This is a genomic window from Bradyrhizobium sp. (assembly GCF_016219575.1).
Lineage (GTDB): Bacteria > Pseudomonadota > Alphaproteobacteria > Rhizobiales > Xanthobacteraceae > Bradyrhizobium.
The window spans coordinates 23,012-37,709 of record NZ_JACRMG010000027.1 but is presented as its reverse complement, the minus strand read 5'-3'; the positions used below and the strand labels follow the sequence as shown (position 1 = coordinate 37,709).

The 14,698-nt window shown below is 62.5% G+C and carries 12 protein-coding genes; 10 read left to right on the top strand and 2 right to left on the bottom strand.

Features of this window, described 5'->3' with window-relative positions:
• Window positions 1-41: 41 nt before the first annotated feature.
• Window positions 42-803 carry a LuxR family transcriptional regulator gene (locus HZB49_RS20705; RefSeq protein ID WP_291614780.1) on the bottom strand — a complete coding sequence of 254 codons (762 nt, stop codon included), beginning with the start codon at window positions 801-803 and terminating at the stop codon, window positions 42-44.
• A gap of 54 nt (window positions 804-857) precedes the next feature.
• Window positions 858-1,847 carry a LysR substrate-binding domain-containing protein gene (locus tag HZB49_RS20700; protein ID WP_291614778.1) on the bottom strand — a complete coding sequence of 330 codons (990 nt, stop codon included), beginning with the start codon at window positions 1,845-1,847 and terminating at the stop codon, window positions 858-860.
• A 184-nt stretch (window positions 1,848-2,031) separates the two neighbouring features.
• Here HZB49_RS20700 and HZB49_RS20695 point away from each other — a divergent pair, with 184 nt between their 5' ends.
• The 10 genes from HZB49_RS20695 (at window position 2,032) to HZB49_RS20650 (ending at window position 14,592) form a co-directional block, all read left to right on the top strand.
• Window positions 2,032-2,460 (top strand): DoxX family protein, encoded by a 429-nt coding sequence (locus HZB49_RS20695; protein WP_291614776.1) that lies wholly within the window; start codon window positions 2,032-2,034, stop codon window positions 2,458-2,460.
• Between the two features lie 96 nt (window positions 2,461-2,556).
• A complete protein-coding gene (locus HZB49_RS20690; RefSeq protein WP_291614775.1) occupies window positions 2,557-4,188 on the top strand; it encodes a thiamine pyrophosphate-dependent enzyme in 1,632 nt (543 codons plus the stop codon).
• Between the two features lie 41 nt (window positions 4,189-4,229).
• Entirely contained in the window at window positions 4,230-5,741 is a 1,512-nt protein-coding gene (locus HZB49_RS20685; RefSeq protein ID WP_291614773.1) for an aldehyde dehydrogenase family protein, read from the top strand.
• Between the two features lie 70 nt (window positions 5,742-5,811).
• Window positions 5,812-7,347 (top strand): 5-carboxymethyl-2-hydroxymuconate semialdehyde dehydrogenase, encoded by a 1,536-nt coding sequence (hpaE, locus tag HZB49_RS20680; RefSeq protein WP_291614771.1) that lies wholly within the window; start codon window positions 5,812-5,814, stop codon window positions 7,345-7,347.
• Window positions 7,348-7,365: 18 nt separating this feature from the next.
• On the top strand, window positions 7,366-8,346 hold the full coding sequence (hpaD, locus tag HZB49_RS20675; protein ID WP_291614770.1) for a 3,4-dihydroxyphenylacetate 2,3-dioxygenase: 981 nt from the start codon (window positions 7,366-7,368) through the stop codon (window positions 8,344-8,346).
• A 23-nt stretch (window positions 8,347-8,369) separates the two neighbouring features.
• Window positions 8,370-9,821 (top strand): NAD-dependent succinate-semialdehyde dehydrogenase, encoded by a 1,452-nt coding sequence (locus HZB49_RS20670; protein ID WP_291614767.1) that lies wholly within the window; start codon window positions 8,370-8,372, stop codon window positions 9,819-9,821.
• 32 nt (window positions 9,822-9,853) lie between these two features.
• Window positions 9,854-11,002 (top strand): ABC transporter substrate-binding protein, encoded by a 1,149-nt coding sequence (locus HZB49_RS20665; RefSeq protein WP_291614766.1) that lies wholly within the window; start codon window positions 9,854-9,856, stop codon window positions 11,000-11,002.
• A gap of 61 nt (window positions 11,003-11,063) precedes the next feature.
• On the top strand, window positions 11,064-12,104 hold the full coding sequence (locus HZB49_RS20660; RefSeq protein ID WP_291614763.1) for a branched-chain amino acid ABC transporter permease: 1,041 nt from the start codon (window positions 11,064-11,066) through the stop codon (window positions 12,102-12,104).
• Between the two features lie 5 nt (window positions 12,105-12,109).
• Window positions 12,110-13,867 (top strand): branched-chain amino acid ABC transporter ATP-binding protein/permease, encoded by a 1,758-nt coding sequence (locus HZB49_RS20655; RefSeq protein ID WP_291614761.1) that lies wholly within the window; start codon window positions 12,110-12,112, stop codon window positions 13,865-13,867.
• Window positions 13,864-14,592 (top strand): ABC transporter ATP-binding protein, encoded by a 729-nt coding sequence (locus HZB49_RS20650; RefSeq protein ID WP_291614759.1) that lies wholly within the window; start codon window positions 13,864-13,866, stop codon window positions 14,590-14,592. The genes HZB49_RS20655 and HZB49_RS20650 overlap by 4 nt, the downstream gene beginning before the upstream one ends.
• Window positions 14,593-14,698 lie beyond the last annotated feature (106 nt).

The following is a 14,698-nucleotide window of genomic DNA, read 5'->3' as shown; positions in this document are numbered from 1 at the left end:
ATCTAGACCTCCGTTCCGGTTCAATCGGAACGGAAACGACCCTAGTGCGTGATGCCACGGGTGGCGGGAAGCGACGCATGAAGCAGGGAGGCAAGCTGCGTGCGGTTGCGAACCCCGAGCTTGGCAAAGGCGTTATCCAGATGCGCTCGCACTGTCGCGAACGTCACGTTGAGGCATCGCGCGATTTCCTTGTCGGCGAGACCCTTGGCGGCAAGCTCCGCGACGCTAGCCTCGCGCGGCGACAACCTGGTGAGCGCTTCCGCCGGCGGCGCGCCGCGGTTCGCGAGCGCGGTCCGCTTCATGGCCTGGGTGAATCCCGGCTCGATCAGACTGAGAAGTTCGACTTCATGGCGGTCGAAATCCGACCGACCGTTCCTTCGCCAGATTCTGACGTCTCCAATGCTGTCACGTCCGTCGAAGGCAAAGAGATTGATTCCGTAATAGTGTCCGTAGGGACGCAGGAAGTCGTTGTATATTTCCGAACGCATCAGGTCACGGTGTGAGATCGTCGCGCTGACGGGATGGACGCCCTGGCGAACCCAGCGGCGCAATCCCTGCCGGTGGCGGTGCTGGAAATGGCGCTCGTAGCTCTGGACGCAGGCCAGGTCCAGATTGACGGCGACCCCGAACTCGAAAGCTTGCTTCTGCGGGTTCCACTCGAAAGATGCATAGAAATCGGCATCGAGCAGTTCGAGGATCGATGCTCCAATGGCGGTCCTCAGTTCCTGGCTGCTCGCATGCTCCGAGGAAAGAAGACCGATAATGCGGGACAAAATGCGCCGCTTCCCTGTGCTGATCTGCATCCGTTATCCTCCCTTGTCCAGAATGGGTTATCCAGCACTGGCCACATCGGTCGTCTAGCTGGCTTTTCGCGTTGGAAGTCTATGAGATCTGCGTTCTCGGGCTGGAAGCGCACCGCCGAGCCAGGATACTTGGGCTTTTGAATTCCATTTTCGGATCCAATGTACCAGAAACTCGCCAAAAGCCTCGGCAGCAGGGGGAATCGAACGCCGCGCCGGTCGATAAAGACATACCTCGCGAACGGCCTCTGGCCGTTTGATTCGGCGCATGATGAGCCCGAGTGGTCGCGCAATGACGCCAACGTAGGCCGGTGCCGGAGTTGCTGCGAGCCCCTGCGCGGCTAGACCGAGAGCCGTTGTGATGTTGTCGACGATTTGAACCGGAGCAATTGGCAATGCTTCCGGAGCGGCGTTTCGCATCTGCGCGACGCTGATCTCGTGATCGCGGCTCGCGGCCACGAGCGCCACATTGCGGAGGTCTTCCCAGCGCAGCACCTTTCTTGCCGCCAAGGAGTGGTTCGCCGCACACCACAGCACCCACGGACTTTGAAAAATCGTCTCGCGGAGCACTGCGGGATCGGAAGGGCGGTCGGGACCGATAGCGAGATCAATATCGCCTGCGGCGACGCGATCAACAGTCATTTCTACCGGTACATCGCGAATGTGGATGGCGACGTTCGGCCGTTGCCGCTTGAAGTCGCGGATGGCGGCGGGCAGCACCGCGCTCGCAAGAATCAGTGGCGCGCCTATCCGCACAACACCGGCCGCGCGATTGCGCACGTCGGCGGCAGCCGTCTCGGCGAGTTGTACATGCCGCAGTACAGTCTGGGCGATGCCGAGGAACTCACGCCCGGCGCTCGATAGGGCCACTCGTCGTGTGCTGCGGTCAAATACTCGGAAGCCGAGCGTGCCCTCCAATTCCCCCACCAACTGACTGACGGCCGAAGAGGTCAGCCCAAGCCGCTCGGCCGCTGCAGCAAAGCTCAGCGCGTCCGCCACGGTGACAAAGGCCTCAAACTGGCGAAGTGTGATGCGTGAAAGGGCCATGGCTCATTATAAAGTAGACCTTATCAATTGAAAAGAAACAATCGGTTGTGATCGGCGGCGGCCCGGCGCAAGGGTTTGCGGCGTCAACGGCCGGCACCTGATCGTGCCCGGACTTCTGCCGAGAATGCAGCGTTGGTAGGAGCGGCTCGCGGCGACGTGAGCGCCGCCACATCCGGAGGAAACGATGATCGATGCCCGCACCGCGCCCTTTGCCGCGCTTGTTCTTCGGCTGACCCTTGGCGCGATGTTTCTTGCCCACGCCGGCTTGAAGATTTTCGTGTTCACGCCCGCCGGATTCGTGAAGAATTTCGGCGGGCTCGGGCTTCCGGCCTGGCTGGCCTATTTCATCATAGCGATCGAGATCGTCGGGGGGCTGGCGCTAATACTGGGTGTGCTGGCTCGCTGGGCAGCGTTGATCCTGAGCGCGGAACTCGTCGTCACCATCGTCATGGTGCATGGCGCTCGGGGATTCCTCTTCACCAATCCGGGCGGCGGTTGGGAATTTCCGGCCCTTTGGGCGGCTTCCGCCCTTGCACTCGCGCTGCTTGGCGATGGTGCGTATGCGCTGATCCGCTCCTGGCCGGATCGTGCGAATCCGGCTCTCCGATCGTAATCGATCGACAAGGACAATGTGTCGTTGGAAGCCACGCTGTAGCGGCGACGGCGGTCAGATTGCCGGTAGCGCATCGGGCGTTCCAGAGTTCTGGTCATGATTGAGCAAGAAACCACTGGCGAGAAGCTTGCGCGCTCCCTGATCGGGCATGGGGTCGATACCGTGTTCGGTATCCCCGGCGCACACATGTACGATTTCAACGATGCGCTTTACGGCCGCCGCGACGCTCTGCGGTTCATTCATACGCGACATGAGCAGGGCGCGGGCTACATGGCGTACGGCTACGCCAAGTCCACGGGCCGGCCCGGCGTCTACACGGTCGTGCCCGGTCCCGGGGTCTTGAACTCGGGCGCTGCGCTCTGCACGGCGTACGGCGCGAATGCGCCGGTCCTGTGCGTCACCGGCAACATCATGTCGCACCTGATCGGTCAGGGACGAGGACAGCTTCATGAACTTCCCGACCAGCTCGGCATGCTGCGGAGTTTCATCAAGGGCGCCCAGCGCATCAATCATCCGAGCGACGTTTCCCCGGTTATGGCCGGCCTGTTTACCCAGATGTTGTCGGGCCGCCGCGGACCGGTCGCGGTGGAGGCGCCGTGGGACGTGTTCGGAAAGAAAGGACCTGCTGAAGAGCCAGCTATCGGGGGCGCCAATGTGTCGCCGGCAATCGATTCCGACGCCATTGCGGCCGCGGCCGCGCTGATCGCCAAGGCCCGGAACCCGCTCATCATGGTGGGTGGCGGAGCGATCGACGCCGCCGCGGAAATTGCAGAGCTTGCGGAGCGCCTGCAGGCGCCGGTCACGGCGCACAGGTCCGGTAAGGGCATCCTGCCGGACGACCATCCCCTTTCGCTCGATTTTGTGGCGGCCTTCCAGCATTGGAAGCGCGCAGACCTATTGATTGGAATCGGAAGCCGCCTCGAGTTGCAGTACATGCGATGGCGGTGGGCGCCTGATGGCGTCAAAGTCATCCGCATCGACATCGATCCAACCGAGATGGTGCGGCTCAAACCCGACGTCGGCGTCGTCGCCGATGCCGCCACCGGGACGCATGCGCTACTTGCCGCGCTTTCCGCCGCCAGGCCGGCGGCGCGACAGGACGAATTTCGGGATCTGAAGGCCAAGGCGCGCGCTGAATATTCCGTCGTTCAGCCCCAGCTCGCCTATCTCGACGCCATCCGCGCCTCTCTGCCGCGCGACGGATTCTTCGTCGAGGAAGTGAGCCAGATGGGCTTCGCTGCCCGCTTTGGTTTTCCCGTTTACAGACCCCGCCAATATGTGACCTGTGGCTACCAGGACAATCTGGGCTTCGGCTACGACACCGCTCTCGGCGTCAAGGTCGCGCATCCCGATAAGGCCGTGGTTTCGGTCTCCGGCGACGGCGGCTTCTTGTTCGGCCTCCAGGAGATGGCCACCGCCGTGCACCACCGCATCAATGTGGTGGCTATCGTCTTCAACAATTCCGCCTATGGCAATGTTCTGCGCGACCAGCTGCAGGCCTATCAGGGACGGTTCATCGGTTCGGATCTGACCAACCCGGACTTCGTCAAACTCGCCGAATCCTTCGGGCTGCGCGGCTACCGCGCGACTTCTCCCGAAGCCTTGAAGCGAACGTTGGCTCAGGCGCTGGATCTCGACGCTCCCGCCTTGATCGAGGTGCCGGTCGAGAAGGGTTCGGAAGCGAGCCCGTGGCCGTTCATTCATCCGGCGCCACCGGCCGGACCGTAAAATTCATCGATATCCACGCAAACGATCGTTGAGGAGCGAGCATGACCATTCAGACAAGGATTTCGTCGGGACTGCCTGTAAGTGAGCGCACCAAGGCCTTCCTGGCCGGCGACCACAAGCTGATCGTCGGGGCTGGCAACCTGTCGGCGCAGGGCGACGCCAAGATCGAGGTGTACGATCCGGCATCGGGCGGCGTGATTGCTTCCGTTCCGGCCGGCGGCAAGGCCGAGGTCGATACCGCCGTCGCGGCTGCCCGGGCCGCGCTGGAGGGACCGTGGTCGAAGCTTCGCCCATCCGAACGCGAAAGGCTTCTCCTGAAACTCGCGGACGCAGTGGAGGCGGACGGGCCCTTGCTTGCCGAGGTAGAAACGGCGAACAACGGTCAATCGATCGGCATCGCGCACGCGCTGGAGGTCGGCGCCTCGGCGGAGCATCTGCGCTACATGGCGGGATGGGCGACCAAGTGCTACGGCCAGACGCTCGACGTGTCGATCCCGATTCCGCCCGGTACGCGCTACCGCGCAATGACCCGCAAGGAGCCAGTCGGTGTGGTCGGCGCGATCGTGCCGTGGAATTTTCCATTGCTGATGGCGGTATGGAAGATCGCGCCCGCTCTCGCAGCAGGCTGCACGGTCGTGCTCAAGCCCGCGGAGGAAACGCCGTTGACGGCGCTGCGCCTCGGCCAGCTTATCCGCGACACCGGGTTCCCCGAAGGCGTTGTCAACGTGGTGACCGGCTACGGTCATGAGGCCGGCGCTGCGCTGGCGTCTCATCCCGGCATCGACAAGCTTGCATTTACCGGGTCGACCGAGGTCGGCAAGCTGATTGGCCGCGCTGCGATCGATAACATGACTCGCTTCTCGCTGGAGCTTGGTGGCAAGTCGCCAATGGTAATGTTCGACGACATGAATCCAGACCTGATTGGTCTGGCCGCCAATCTCGGCGTCTATTTCAATCAGGGCCAGGTCTGTACCTGCGGATCACGTGTCCTTGTCCAGAAAGGCATCTTCGACAAGGTTGCGCAAACCTTCGTCGCGGTCGCCAACGGCTTGAAGATCGGTTCAGGGTTTGATCCGGCCAACCAGATCAATCCGTTGGTCTCGGCAAAGCAGCAGTCGCGTGTCCTTTCGATGGTCGAAAGGGGCGCCGCCGACGGCGCCATGATCGTGGCCGGCGGTGCGGCGCCGGACGGTCCCGGATTCTTCGTCAAGCCGACCGTCATCATCGGTGCCAAGCCGAGCAACGTGCTCGTGCGCGAGGAGATATTCGGGCCCGTGGTGACGCTGTTGCCCTTCACTGACATGGCCGACGCCATCGCGCAGGCCAATGACAGCGTGTACGGCCTGTCCGCCTCCGTCTGGTCGCGGGACATCGAGCGCTGCTTCATTTTCGCCGACGCGGTGAAGGCCGGCACTGTCTGGATCAACACGCATAACGTAGTCGACCCCAACATGCCCTTCGGCGGCTACAAGCAGTCGGGCATCGGGCGCGAGCACGGCGCCGTGGCGATCGAAAACTACCTCGAGACCAAGGCGATCTGCCTGGCTCTGTAGCCGAGCCTCGATAGAGCAGCCATCGATAGCAAGCGAAAGATCGCGGGTCAGAGCCGCAGGGGAGGACAGGATGAAAGACAGCAGCAAGCTCACCGCGAATCGGGCACGGGCAGAGAAATATCTGGAGAGGTTCGTTCGCTCGCCGGTACCCCATTTCATCAGGGGCGAGCGTGTGCCGTCGCAGGCGGGAGGCACGTTCGAGACGCTGGATCCGGCCACCAACGCCAAACAATGCGTTGTCGCGTCGGGTCAGGCCGGCGACGTCGATCGCGCGGCGTCGGCTGCTGCACAGGCATTCAAGCTATGGCGCGACGTGCCGGGCCAGAAGCGGCGTGCCATCCTGCACGCCATCGCCGACGCGATCGAGGCGCGCGCAGACGAGATCGCCCTCATCGAATCCTCGGATACGGGCCAGCCGATGCGCTACATGGCGAAGGCCGCACTTCGCGGCGCCGAGAATTTCAGGTTTTATGCCGATCGCGCGCCGGGCGCGGCGGACGGCCTGTCGCTGCCAGATGAAAACCACATCAACTACACGATGCGCCAGCCGATCGGGCCGGTGGGTGTGATCACGCCCTGGAACACGCCGTTCATGCTGTCGACCTGGAAGATCGCGCCGGCGCTCGCAGCAGGCTGCACGATCGTACATAAGCCCGCCGAGTGGAGCCCGCTCTCGGCCGTCGTCCTCACCGAAATCATGGACGAAGTGATCCGCGCCCACGGAGGCCCGGCCGGCGTGGTGAACCTGGTGCATGGACTCGGCGAAGGCGCGGGCAAGGCGCTGACCGAGCATCCCGCCATCAAGGCGGTCGCTTTCGTCGGTGAGACGACCACGGGTTCGCACATCATGCGACAGGGTGCGGCAACACTGAAGCGCGTTCATTTCGAGCTCGGCGGAAAAAATCCGGTCATCGTCTTCGACGACGCAGATCTGGAGCGGGCGCTGGATGCGGTTCTGTTCATGATCTACTCTCTCAACGGAGAGCGGTGCACCTCGTCGTCGCGAGCGCTCGTGCAGAAGTCCATTCACGAAAAGTTCGCAAAGCGGGTCGCCCAGCGCGTGGCCGCCATCAGGGTGGGAGATCCGCTGGACCCTGCAACGGAGATCGGGCCGCTGATTCACCCGCGCCACGCGGAGAAGGTGCTAAGCTTTCCGGCCCTGGCTCGCGACGCCGGAGCGACCGTCGCCGTCGGCGGCAACCGAGCCTGCGGTGGCGCTGGAAACTATGTCGAGCCCACGCTCTTCACCAATGCGCGCACTGACATGCGCATCGCGCAGGAAGAGATCTTCGGTCCGGTTCTAACGATGATTCCCTTCGAAGACGAAGCAGAGGCGGTGAAGATCGCCAACGACGTTCGCTACGGCCTGACCGGCTACATCTGGACGCGCGACGTGGGCCGCGCGCACCGCGTCGCACGCGACCTCGAAGCCGGGATGATCTGGGTGAATTCCGAGAACGTGCGCCACCTGCCGACGCCGTTCGGCGGCGTCAAGCAATCCGGCATCGGCCGCGATGGCGGCGACTTCTCATTCGATTTCTACATGGAAACGAAGAACATCGCCGTTGCCTATGACAACCATAGCATTCCGCGCGTCGGGATCTGAGATCGGAGGGGAAGAATCATGTCTATTCCCGCGAGCGTACTCTATCCGCCGTTCAACATCGTCCGACTCAGTCATCTCGCCCTGACCGTGACCAACCTTCCGGCGGCGCGTGCCTTCTATGCGGACACGCTGGGCCTTCAGGTAACCGCCGAGGACAAGAACCGGATTTATCTGCGCGCCATGGAAGAGCGTGGACATCATTGCATCGTCCTCGAGAGGGGCGAGAGCGGCATTGCCAATGAACTCGGGTTCAAGGTGTTCGATGAGGATCACCTCGACCGTGCCAAGCATCATTTCGACAAGCTCGGTCTGCCGACGCAATGGGTCGAGGTGCCGTATCAGGGGCGAACCTTCCGTACGAGGGATCCGCTCGGCATCCCACTCGAGTTCTACGCGCGGATGGACCGCCTGCCGCCAATTCATCAAAAATATGCCCTGTACAAAGGCGTGAAGCCTCTGCGGATCGACCACTTCAACTGCTTCTCTCCGGACGTGCGGGCTTCCGTCGAGTTCTACAATTCGATCGGCTTCCGGCTCACCGAGTACACAGATACGGAAGACGGTTCGGAGTTGTGGGCGGCCTGGATGCACCGCAAGGGTGGCGTCCATGACATCGCCTTCACCAATGGTCTCGGGCCTCGCCTCCACCATGTCGCATTCTGGGTGCCGACCCCTCTCAACATCATCGACTTGCTCGATGTCATGTCGACCACCGGTTACGTCGACCATATCGAACGGGGGCCCGGACGACACGGCATTTCGAACGCGTTCTTCCTCTACATCCGCGATCGCGATGGTCATCGGACCGAGATCTACTGTTCTGACTATCAAACGGTCGATCCGGACCTCGAGCCGATCCGCTGGGACCTCAAGGATCCGCAGCGGCAGACGTTGTGGGGCGCGCCCGCTCCACGCTCGTGGTTCGAGGAAGGCAGCGTCTTTCGCGGGGTCGTTCCGGTGCCGTCGAAGCTCAAATCGACCCCGATTGTCGCACCGTGACAACTGGCAGGAAGCAACGGAACATGATGCTCAAGGACAACGGCTTGATGCGAGAGGCTGCGCTGGTTGCGGGACGCTGGATTCAGGCGGCCCCGGCGGCCTCCAATGAGATCGTCGATCCCGCGACCGGTGCCATAGTTGGAAGGGTGCCCGAGCTCGGACGTGCCGAGACCGCCGAGGCGGTGGAGGCGGCCCGCAGGGCCCAGGTCGGTTGGGCCGCGCGAACCGCCAAGGAGCGTTCCGCGGTTCTGCGACGCTGGTTCGACCTGGTCATGGCCAGTCAGGACGATCTCGGTCGTATCCTGACCCGGGAGCAGGGCAAGCCTTTGGCGGAAGCGAAAGCGGAGATTGCCTATGGCGCGAGCTTCATCGAATGGTTCGCCGAAGAGGCGCGGCGAGTTTATGGCGACATCGTTCCTGGCCACGCTCCCGACAAGCGGATCTTCGTGCTGAAGCAGCCGATCGGCGTCGTGGGTGCCATTACCCCGTGGAATTTCCCGAACGCGATGGTCACGCGCAAGGTTGCCCCCGCGCTCGCGGCAGGTTGTGCGATCGTGCTCAAGCCGGCCTCACAGACGCCGTTCTCGGCGATAGCGCTCGCTGTGCTCGCTGAACGGGCCGGCCTTCCGCCGGGACTGTTCAGCGTGATCACCGGATCGGCCGCGCCGATCGGCGCCGAACTGACGTCGAATCCGGCGGTGCGAAAGATCACATTCACGGGCTCCACGGAGATCGGTGCCGCGCTGATGCGCCAGAGCGCCGGCACCATCAAGAAAATGGGTCTCGAACTGGGAGGGAACGCCCCCTTTATCGTGTTCGACGACGCGGATCTCGACGCGGCGGTCGAGGGGGCAGTGATCGCCAAATTCCGCAACAATGGTCAGACCTGCGTCTGCGCGAACCGCTTCTATGTTCAGGAAGGCGTATACGACGCCTTCGCCGACAAGCTCGCAACCGCGGCGGCGCGATTAAAGATCGGCGGCGGCCTCGAAGAAGGGGTGGTCCTGGGACCGTTGATCGACGACAAGGCCGTGGAGAAGGTCGAATCGCACGTCGCCGATGCGGTTTCGAAGGGCGGGCGAGTCATCCTCGGCGGCAAACGGCATCGGCTCGGCGGTCGTTTCTTCGAGACAACCGTGATCGCCGACGCGCATCGCGGAATGGCGTTGGCGAGAGAAGAAACGTTTGGGCCCGTTGCGCCGCTGTTCCGCTTTCGCGACGAAGCCGATGTGATTGAGCAGGCCAACGACACCGAATTCGGTCTCGCTTCGTACTTCTATGCGCGGGATTTGCGCCGCGTATGGCGCGTCGCCGAAGCGCTCGAGTACGGCATGGTCGGCGTCAACACGGGCCTGATCTCAACGGCGGAGGCGCCGTTCGGAGGAATCAAGCAGTCCGGCGTCGGACGCGAGGGGTCGCGCTACGGCATCGAGGATTTCACCGAGCTCAAATACGTCTGTCTGGGGGGCATTTGAATGCCTCGTTTAACTTCGGGAGCAAAACGAAAATGAAACGATTTGCATCGGCCGCGCTGGCGGGATTCGCGGCTCTGGCGAGCTGCGGCGCTCATGCTCAGGAGAACAAGGAGGTCGTTATTGGCGTGACGATCTCGACGACGGGTCCGGCGGCAGCGCTCGGAATCCCCGAGCGTAACGCGCTCGATTTCGTTCCCAAGGAGATCGCAGGGGTCAAGCTGCGCGTCATTGCGCTCGATGACGGCGGCGATCCCACCAATGCGACCAACAATGCCCGGCGCTTCGTTACGGAATCGAAGGCCGACTTCATCATGGGCTCGTCGGTGACGCCGCCGACGGTCGCAGTTTCGACCGTGGCCAACGAAGCCGGGATTCCCCATTTCGGGTTGGCGCCAATGCCGTTCACGCCGGCGCGTGAAAAATGGTCCGTCGACCTGCCGCAGCCGATCCCGGTCGTCGGCAAGGTACTGTATGAGCACATGAAGAAGAGTAACGTCAAAACGGTCGGCTTCATCGGGTATTCCGACTCCTATGGCGATCTCTGGATGGGCGACCTCAAGGCCCAAGCCGCGAACATGGGGTTGCAGATCGTGGCCGACGAACGTTTTGCCCGCCCGGACACTTCCGTTACCGGTCAGGTGCTGAAGCTCGTCGCCGTCAATCCCGACGCCGTCCTGGTGGGTGCATCCGGTACCGCGGCAGCGCTGCCGCAGATCGAACTGCGAGAGCGTGGCTATAAGGGGCCGATCTATCAGACCCACGGCGCCGCCAGCATGGACTTCATCCGCATTGCCGGAAAGGCGGCTGAGGGAGTCTTCATGGCCGCCGGCCCGGTGATGGCGCCCGAAGGGCAATCCGACGACGCGCTGACAAAGAAACCCGGTCTCGCTCTCAACTCGGCGTATGAGGCCAAGTACGGTCCCAACAGCCGCAGCCAGTTTGCAGCCCACACGTATGACGCCTTCGAGGTGCTCAAGCGGATCATTCCGGTCGCGGTGAAGCAGGCCACGCCGGGAACGCCGGAATTCCGGGAGGCCGTTCGCAAAGCGCTGGTCTCCGAGCGCGAAATAGTCGCCAGCCAAGGCGTTTACAATTTCACTGAGCGCGACCGCTACGGCGTCGACGAACGTTCGCGCATTCTGCTCACGGTGAAGGACGGCAAATACGCGGTCGTCAAATGATGACAGACGAGGGCGATAACGCGGCGCAGTTTTCAACACTCGGACAACCTGGGGGAAGATCGTGAACTCCACCATCATGCTGTTCCTTGCGCAAGACGGCATCACCAATGGCGCCATCTACGCCTTGCTGGGCTTCGGGCTTGTGCTGGTATTCGCGGTGACGCGGGTCATTTTGATCCCCCAGGGTGAGTTCATTACGTTCGGGGCCTTCACCTATGCGGCCCTGTCCTCCGGCACTTTGCCAAGAACGGCGCAGCTTGCCTGCGCGCTCGGCGTCATCGCTTTTTGCGTCGAACTGGTCAGCATACGCCATCAGCTGTCGATTCGGCGGCTGGTGCGTGCTGCATTGCTTTTCGTGATAATGCCGGCGGTCATCTGGCTCGTGGCGATGATCGCCGCGAAATACTCTAGGAGCGTGCCGGCCAACCTGGCCGTATCGCTCCTGATCGTTGCCCCGATAGGCCTGTACATCTATCGTATAGTCTATCAGCCGATGGCTCATGCGTCGGTGCTGGTGCTGCTAATCGCATCGGTGGGCGTTCACCTGGCGTTACAGGGAATGGGTCTCGTCTTCTTTGGGGCGGAGGGCATGCGGGCGCCGCCGATCACCGAGGTCGCTTTCTCGATCGGACCATTGCGCGTCACCGGCCAGGCTCTCGCTGTCTACGTCATTGCTGCCTTGCTGATCGTCGGGCTGTGGCTGTTCTTCGGCTACACGCTGTACGGCAAGGCTCTGCGCGCAACCGCCGTGAATCGCGTTGGTGCCAGACTAGTCGGCGTCCGTACTGTTTTGTCCGGCCAGATGGCATTCGTGCTTGCGGCCGCAATCGGCGCAATCTCCGGCATCCTGATCGTGCCGATGACTACCATTTACTATGACAGCGGATTCCTGGTCGGGTTGAAGGGGTTCATCGCTGCAATCGTCGGCGGGCTCGGAAGCTATCCGTTGACGGCGATGGCCGCTGTGGCGGTCGGCCTCGTTGAGGCGTTCTCCTCTTTCTATGCCAGCAACTTCAAGGAGGTCATCGTATTCACGCTGATCGTGCCGGTCTTGCTGTTGCGCTCGCTTGCCGTGCCCGAAGTTGAAGAAGAGAAGGACTGATCGCGATGACCCAGCATTGGCCGATTGCCTTGTTCGCGGCGGTGGTGGCGGTAATCCCTTTCGTGCCGGAAATTCCTCCCTTCTGGCTCGTTCTGCTCGATAACATCGGTTTGGCGGCCCTCGTCTCGATGGGGTTGGTCTTGTTAACGGGTGTCGGCGGTCTCACATCGTTCGGTCAGGCGGCGTTCTGCGGCTTCGGTGCCTACACGACCGCGGTGCTGACGACCCATTTCGGTCTCTCGCCCTGGCTCACGCTGCCTGCTTCGCTGCTGGTGAGCGGGCTGTTGGCGGTGATACTGGGCCTGGTTACGGTCCGCCTGTCCGGCCATTATTTGCCGCTCGGCACCATCGCCTGGGGACTGAGCCTGTACTACCTGTTCAGTAAGCTTGAGTTCCTCGGACGCAATGACGGCATTACCGGCATCCCTCCTCTGTCGGTCGGCTCCTGGAGCATGATTGGAGCCGGATCGATCTATTATGTGATCTGGGGCGGCGTGCTGATTAGCGCGATTCTCACTCTCAACCTTCTGGACTCGCGGACGGGCAGGGCGATCCGCGCGCTGCGGCGCGGCCATCTGGCGGCGGAATCCTTCGGCGTGCAGACCGCGCGGGCCAAGCTTCTGGTCTTCATCCATGCTGCGGTTCTCGCCGGCTTTTCCGGATGGCTCTATGCCCATTTTATTCGTGCGGTGAATCCAACGCCGTTCGGGGCCCAGGCCGGTATCGAATATCTCTTCATTGCCGTGGTCGGTGGGGCCGGACATGTGTGGGGTGCAGTGCTTGGCTCCGGCATCGTCGTCGTATTCAAGGAGGTGCTGAAGAGCGCACCCTACGGCGAGGGCCAGCTGGAGGTCATCGTGTTCGGCGTTCTGCTGGTGCTGCTCCTGCAAATCGCGCCGGAAGGTATGTGGCCGCGGCTTTCGGCATTCTGGCCTTTTGCACGGCCGCAGGCGAAGCCCCGCAAGGCCTCAGCATTGCCCGCTCGCGCCAAGGCCGATTCAGGCGAGGGCAAACTGCTCGAAGTAGAAGGCGCGCAGAAGCGATTTGGAGGTGTCATTGCTGTCAACGACGTCAGTTTCGCCGTGGCGTCGCGCGAGATCGTGGCGCTGATCGGTCCGAATGGTGCGGGCAAGAGCACCACCTTCAATCTAATAACCGGAGTGCTGGAGGCCACCGCCGGCAGGATATCGCTGTTCGGTAATCCGATCGCCGGTCTTTCGCCACAGGAGATCGTCCGGCGAGGCGTGGCCCGCACGTTCCAGCACGTCAAACTGGTGCCCGATATGACGGTACTGGAGAATGTGGCGATCGGTGCCCACCTACGCGGTCGCTCCGGTGCCGTCTCCAGCATGCTGCGCCTTGATCGGGAAGACGAGGCAAGGCTGCTTGCTGAAGCGGCGCGGCAAATTGAGCGGGTAGGGCTCGGCGCCCAGATGCACCAGCTTGCCGGAAGCCTGGCGCTCGGACAGCAGCGCATTGTCGAGATTGCTCGGGCGCTCTGTGCCGATCCGGTGCTGCTCCTGCTCGATGAACCGGCAGCCGGCCTTCGACACAATGAGAAGCAAGCGCTGGCCACGCTGATCCGCCAGCTTCGCGACGAAGGAATGTCGATCCTCCTAGTCGAGCACGACATGGGATTCGTGATGAACCTTGCCGAGCGGATCGTTGTGCTCGATTTCGGCACGAAGATCGCCGAAGGGGTACCGTCCGAAATCAAGACGAACGCCGACGTGATCGAGGCCTATCTGGGAGTTGCGGCATGACGGAGAAACTGCTTTCGCTCGACGAAGTTTCGGTGTCCTACGGCAAGGTCGAAGCGGTCCGCACTGTTTCTCTCGATGTGGCCGCTGGGGAGATTGTGACCATCGTCGGTGCCAACGGTGCGGGCAAGACGACGCTCCTCAGCGCGACGATGGGCATCCTGCCGTTCCGTGGCCGGATACGGTTTGATGGCCGTGATCTCGGCCGTCTCGACATCGAGGATCGCGTCGGCTGTGGGCTGTCATTGGTTCCCGAGCACCGCGAACTGTTCGCCAGCATGACGGTGGAAGACAACCTGCTGCTCGGTGCGTTCCGTTCCAGCAAAGCCTCGACTGCCGTCGCGTTCGAGCGGGTCTACGCTCTATTTCCTCGCCTGAAGGAGCGCAGGCTTCAATTGGCCGGCACGCTGTCCGGTGGCGAGCAGCAAATGCTTGCCATGGGGCGTGCCCTGATGGGACGGCCGAGGCTGCTGATGCTGGACGAGCCCAGCCTCGGACTGGCACCCCGCATCGTGGCAGACATCTTCAAGATCATCGGCGATCTGCGGCAAGCCGGGATTGCGGTCCTTCTAGTCGAGCAGAATGCGCAGGCGGCGCTGCGCATCGCCAACCGGGCCTACGTGATGGAGCTTGGCGAGATCGTGATGAAGGGCCCGGCCGAAACGGTCTCCAAGGATCCTCGCGTGGTCGCAAGCTACCTTGGTTTCGAGCCAGAGGTCGCGGCATGACTTCGGCGGCCGCAGACGGACTTGCTGCAATCCGGCTTTTGGCCGTTTCCCACGAAGGCCGCATTTGCCTTGAGGAGAAGGGATTGGGTAGGACCGGAGCGATTGC

Excerpts from the sequence above, each read along its gene's own strand:
- HZB49_RS20685 (WP_291614773.1), top strand. The coding sequence starts at position 4,230 with ATGACCATTCAGACAAGGATTTCGTCGGGACTGCCTGTAAGTGAGCGC.
- HZB49_RS20690 (WP_291614775.1), top strand. The coding sequence starts at position 2,557 with ATGATTGAGCAAGAAACCACTGGCGAGAAGCTTGCGCGCTCCCTGATC.
- HZB49_RS20665 (WP_291614766.1), top strand. The coding sequence starts at position 9,854 with ATGAAACGATTTGCATCGGCCGCGCTGGCGGGATTCGCGGCTCTGGCG.
- HZB49_RS20650 (WP_291614759.1), top strand. The coding sequence starts at position 13,864 with ATGACGGAGAAACTGCTTTCGCTCGACGAAGTTTCGGTGTCCTACGGC.
- hpaE (WP_291614771.1), top strand. The coding sequence starts at position 5,812 with ATGAAAGACAGCAGCAAGCTCACCGCGAATCGGGCACGGGCAGAGAAA.
- HZB49_RS20655 (WP_291614761.1), top strand. The coding sequence starts at position 12,110 with ATGACCCAGCATTGGCCGATTGCCTTGTTCGCGGCGGTGGTGGCGGTA.
- HZB49_RS20695 (WP_291614776.1), top strand. The coding sequence starts at position 2,032 with ATGATCGATGCCCGCACCGCGCCCTTTGCCGCGCTTGTTCTTCGGCTG.
- hpaD (WP_291614770.1), top strand. The coding sequence starts at position 7,366 with ATGTCTATTCCCGCGAGCGTACTCTATCCGCCGTTCAACATCGTCCGA.
- HZB49_RS20705 (WP_291614780.1), bottom strand. The coding sequence starts at position 803 with ATGCAGATCAGCACAGGGAAGCGGCGCATTTTGTCCCGCATTATCGGT.
- HZB49_RS20700 (WP_291614778.1), bottom strand. The coding sequence starts at position 1,847 with ATGGCCCTTTCACGCATCACACTTCGCCAGTTTGAGGCCTTTGTCACC.
- HZB49_RS20670 (WP_291614767.1), top strand. The coding sequence starts at position 8,370 with ATGATGCTCAAGGACAACGGCTTGATGCGAGAGGCTGCGCTGGTTGCG.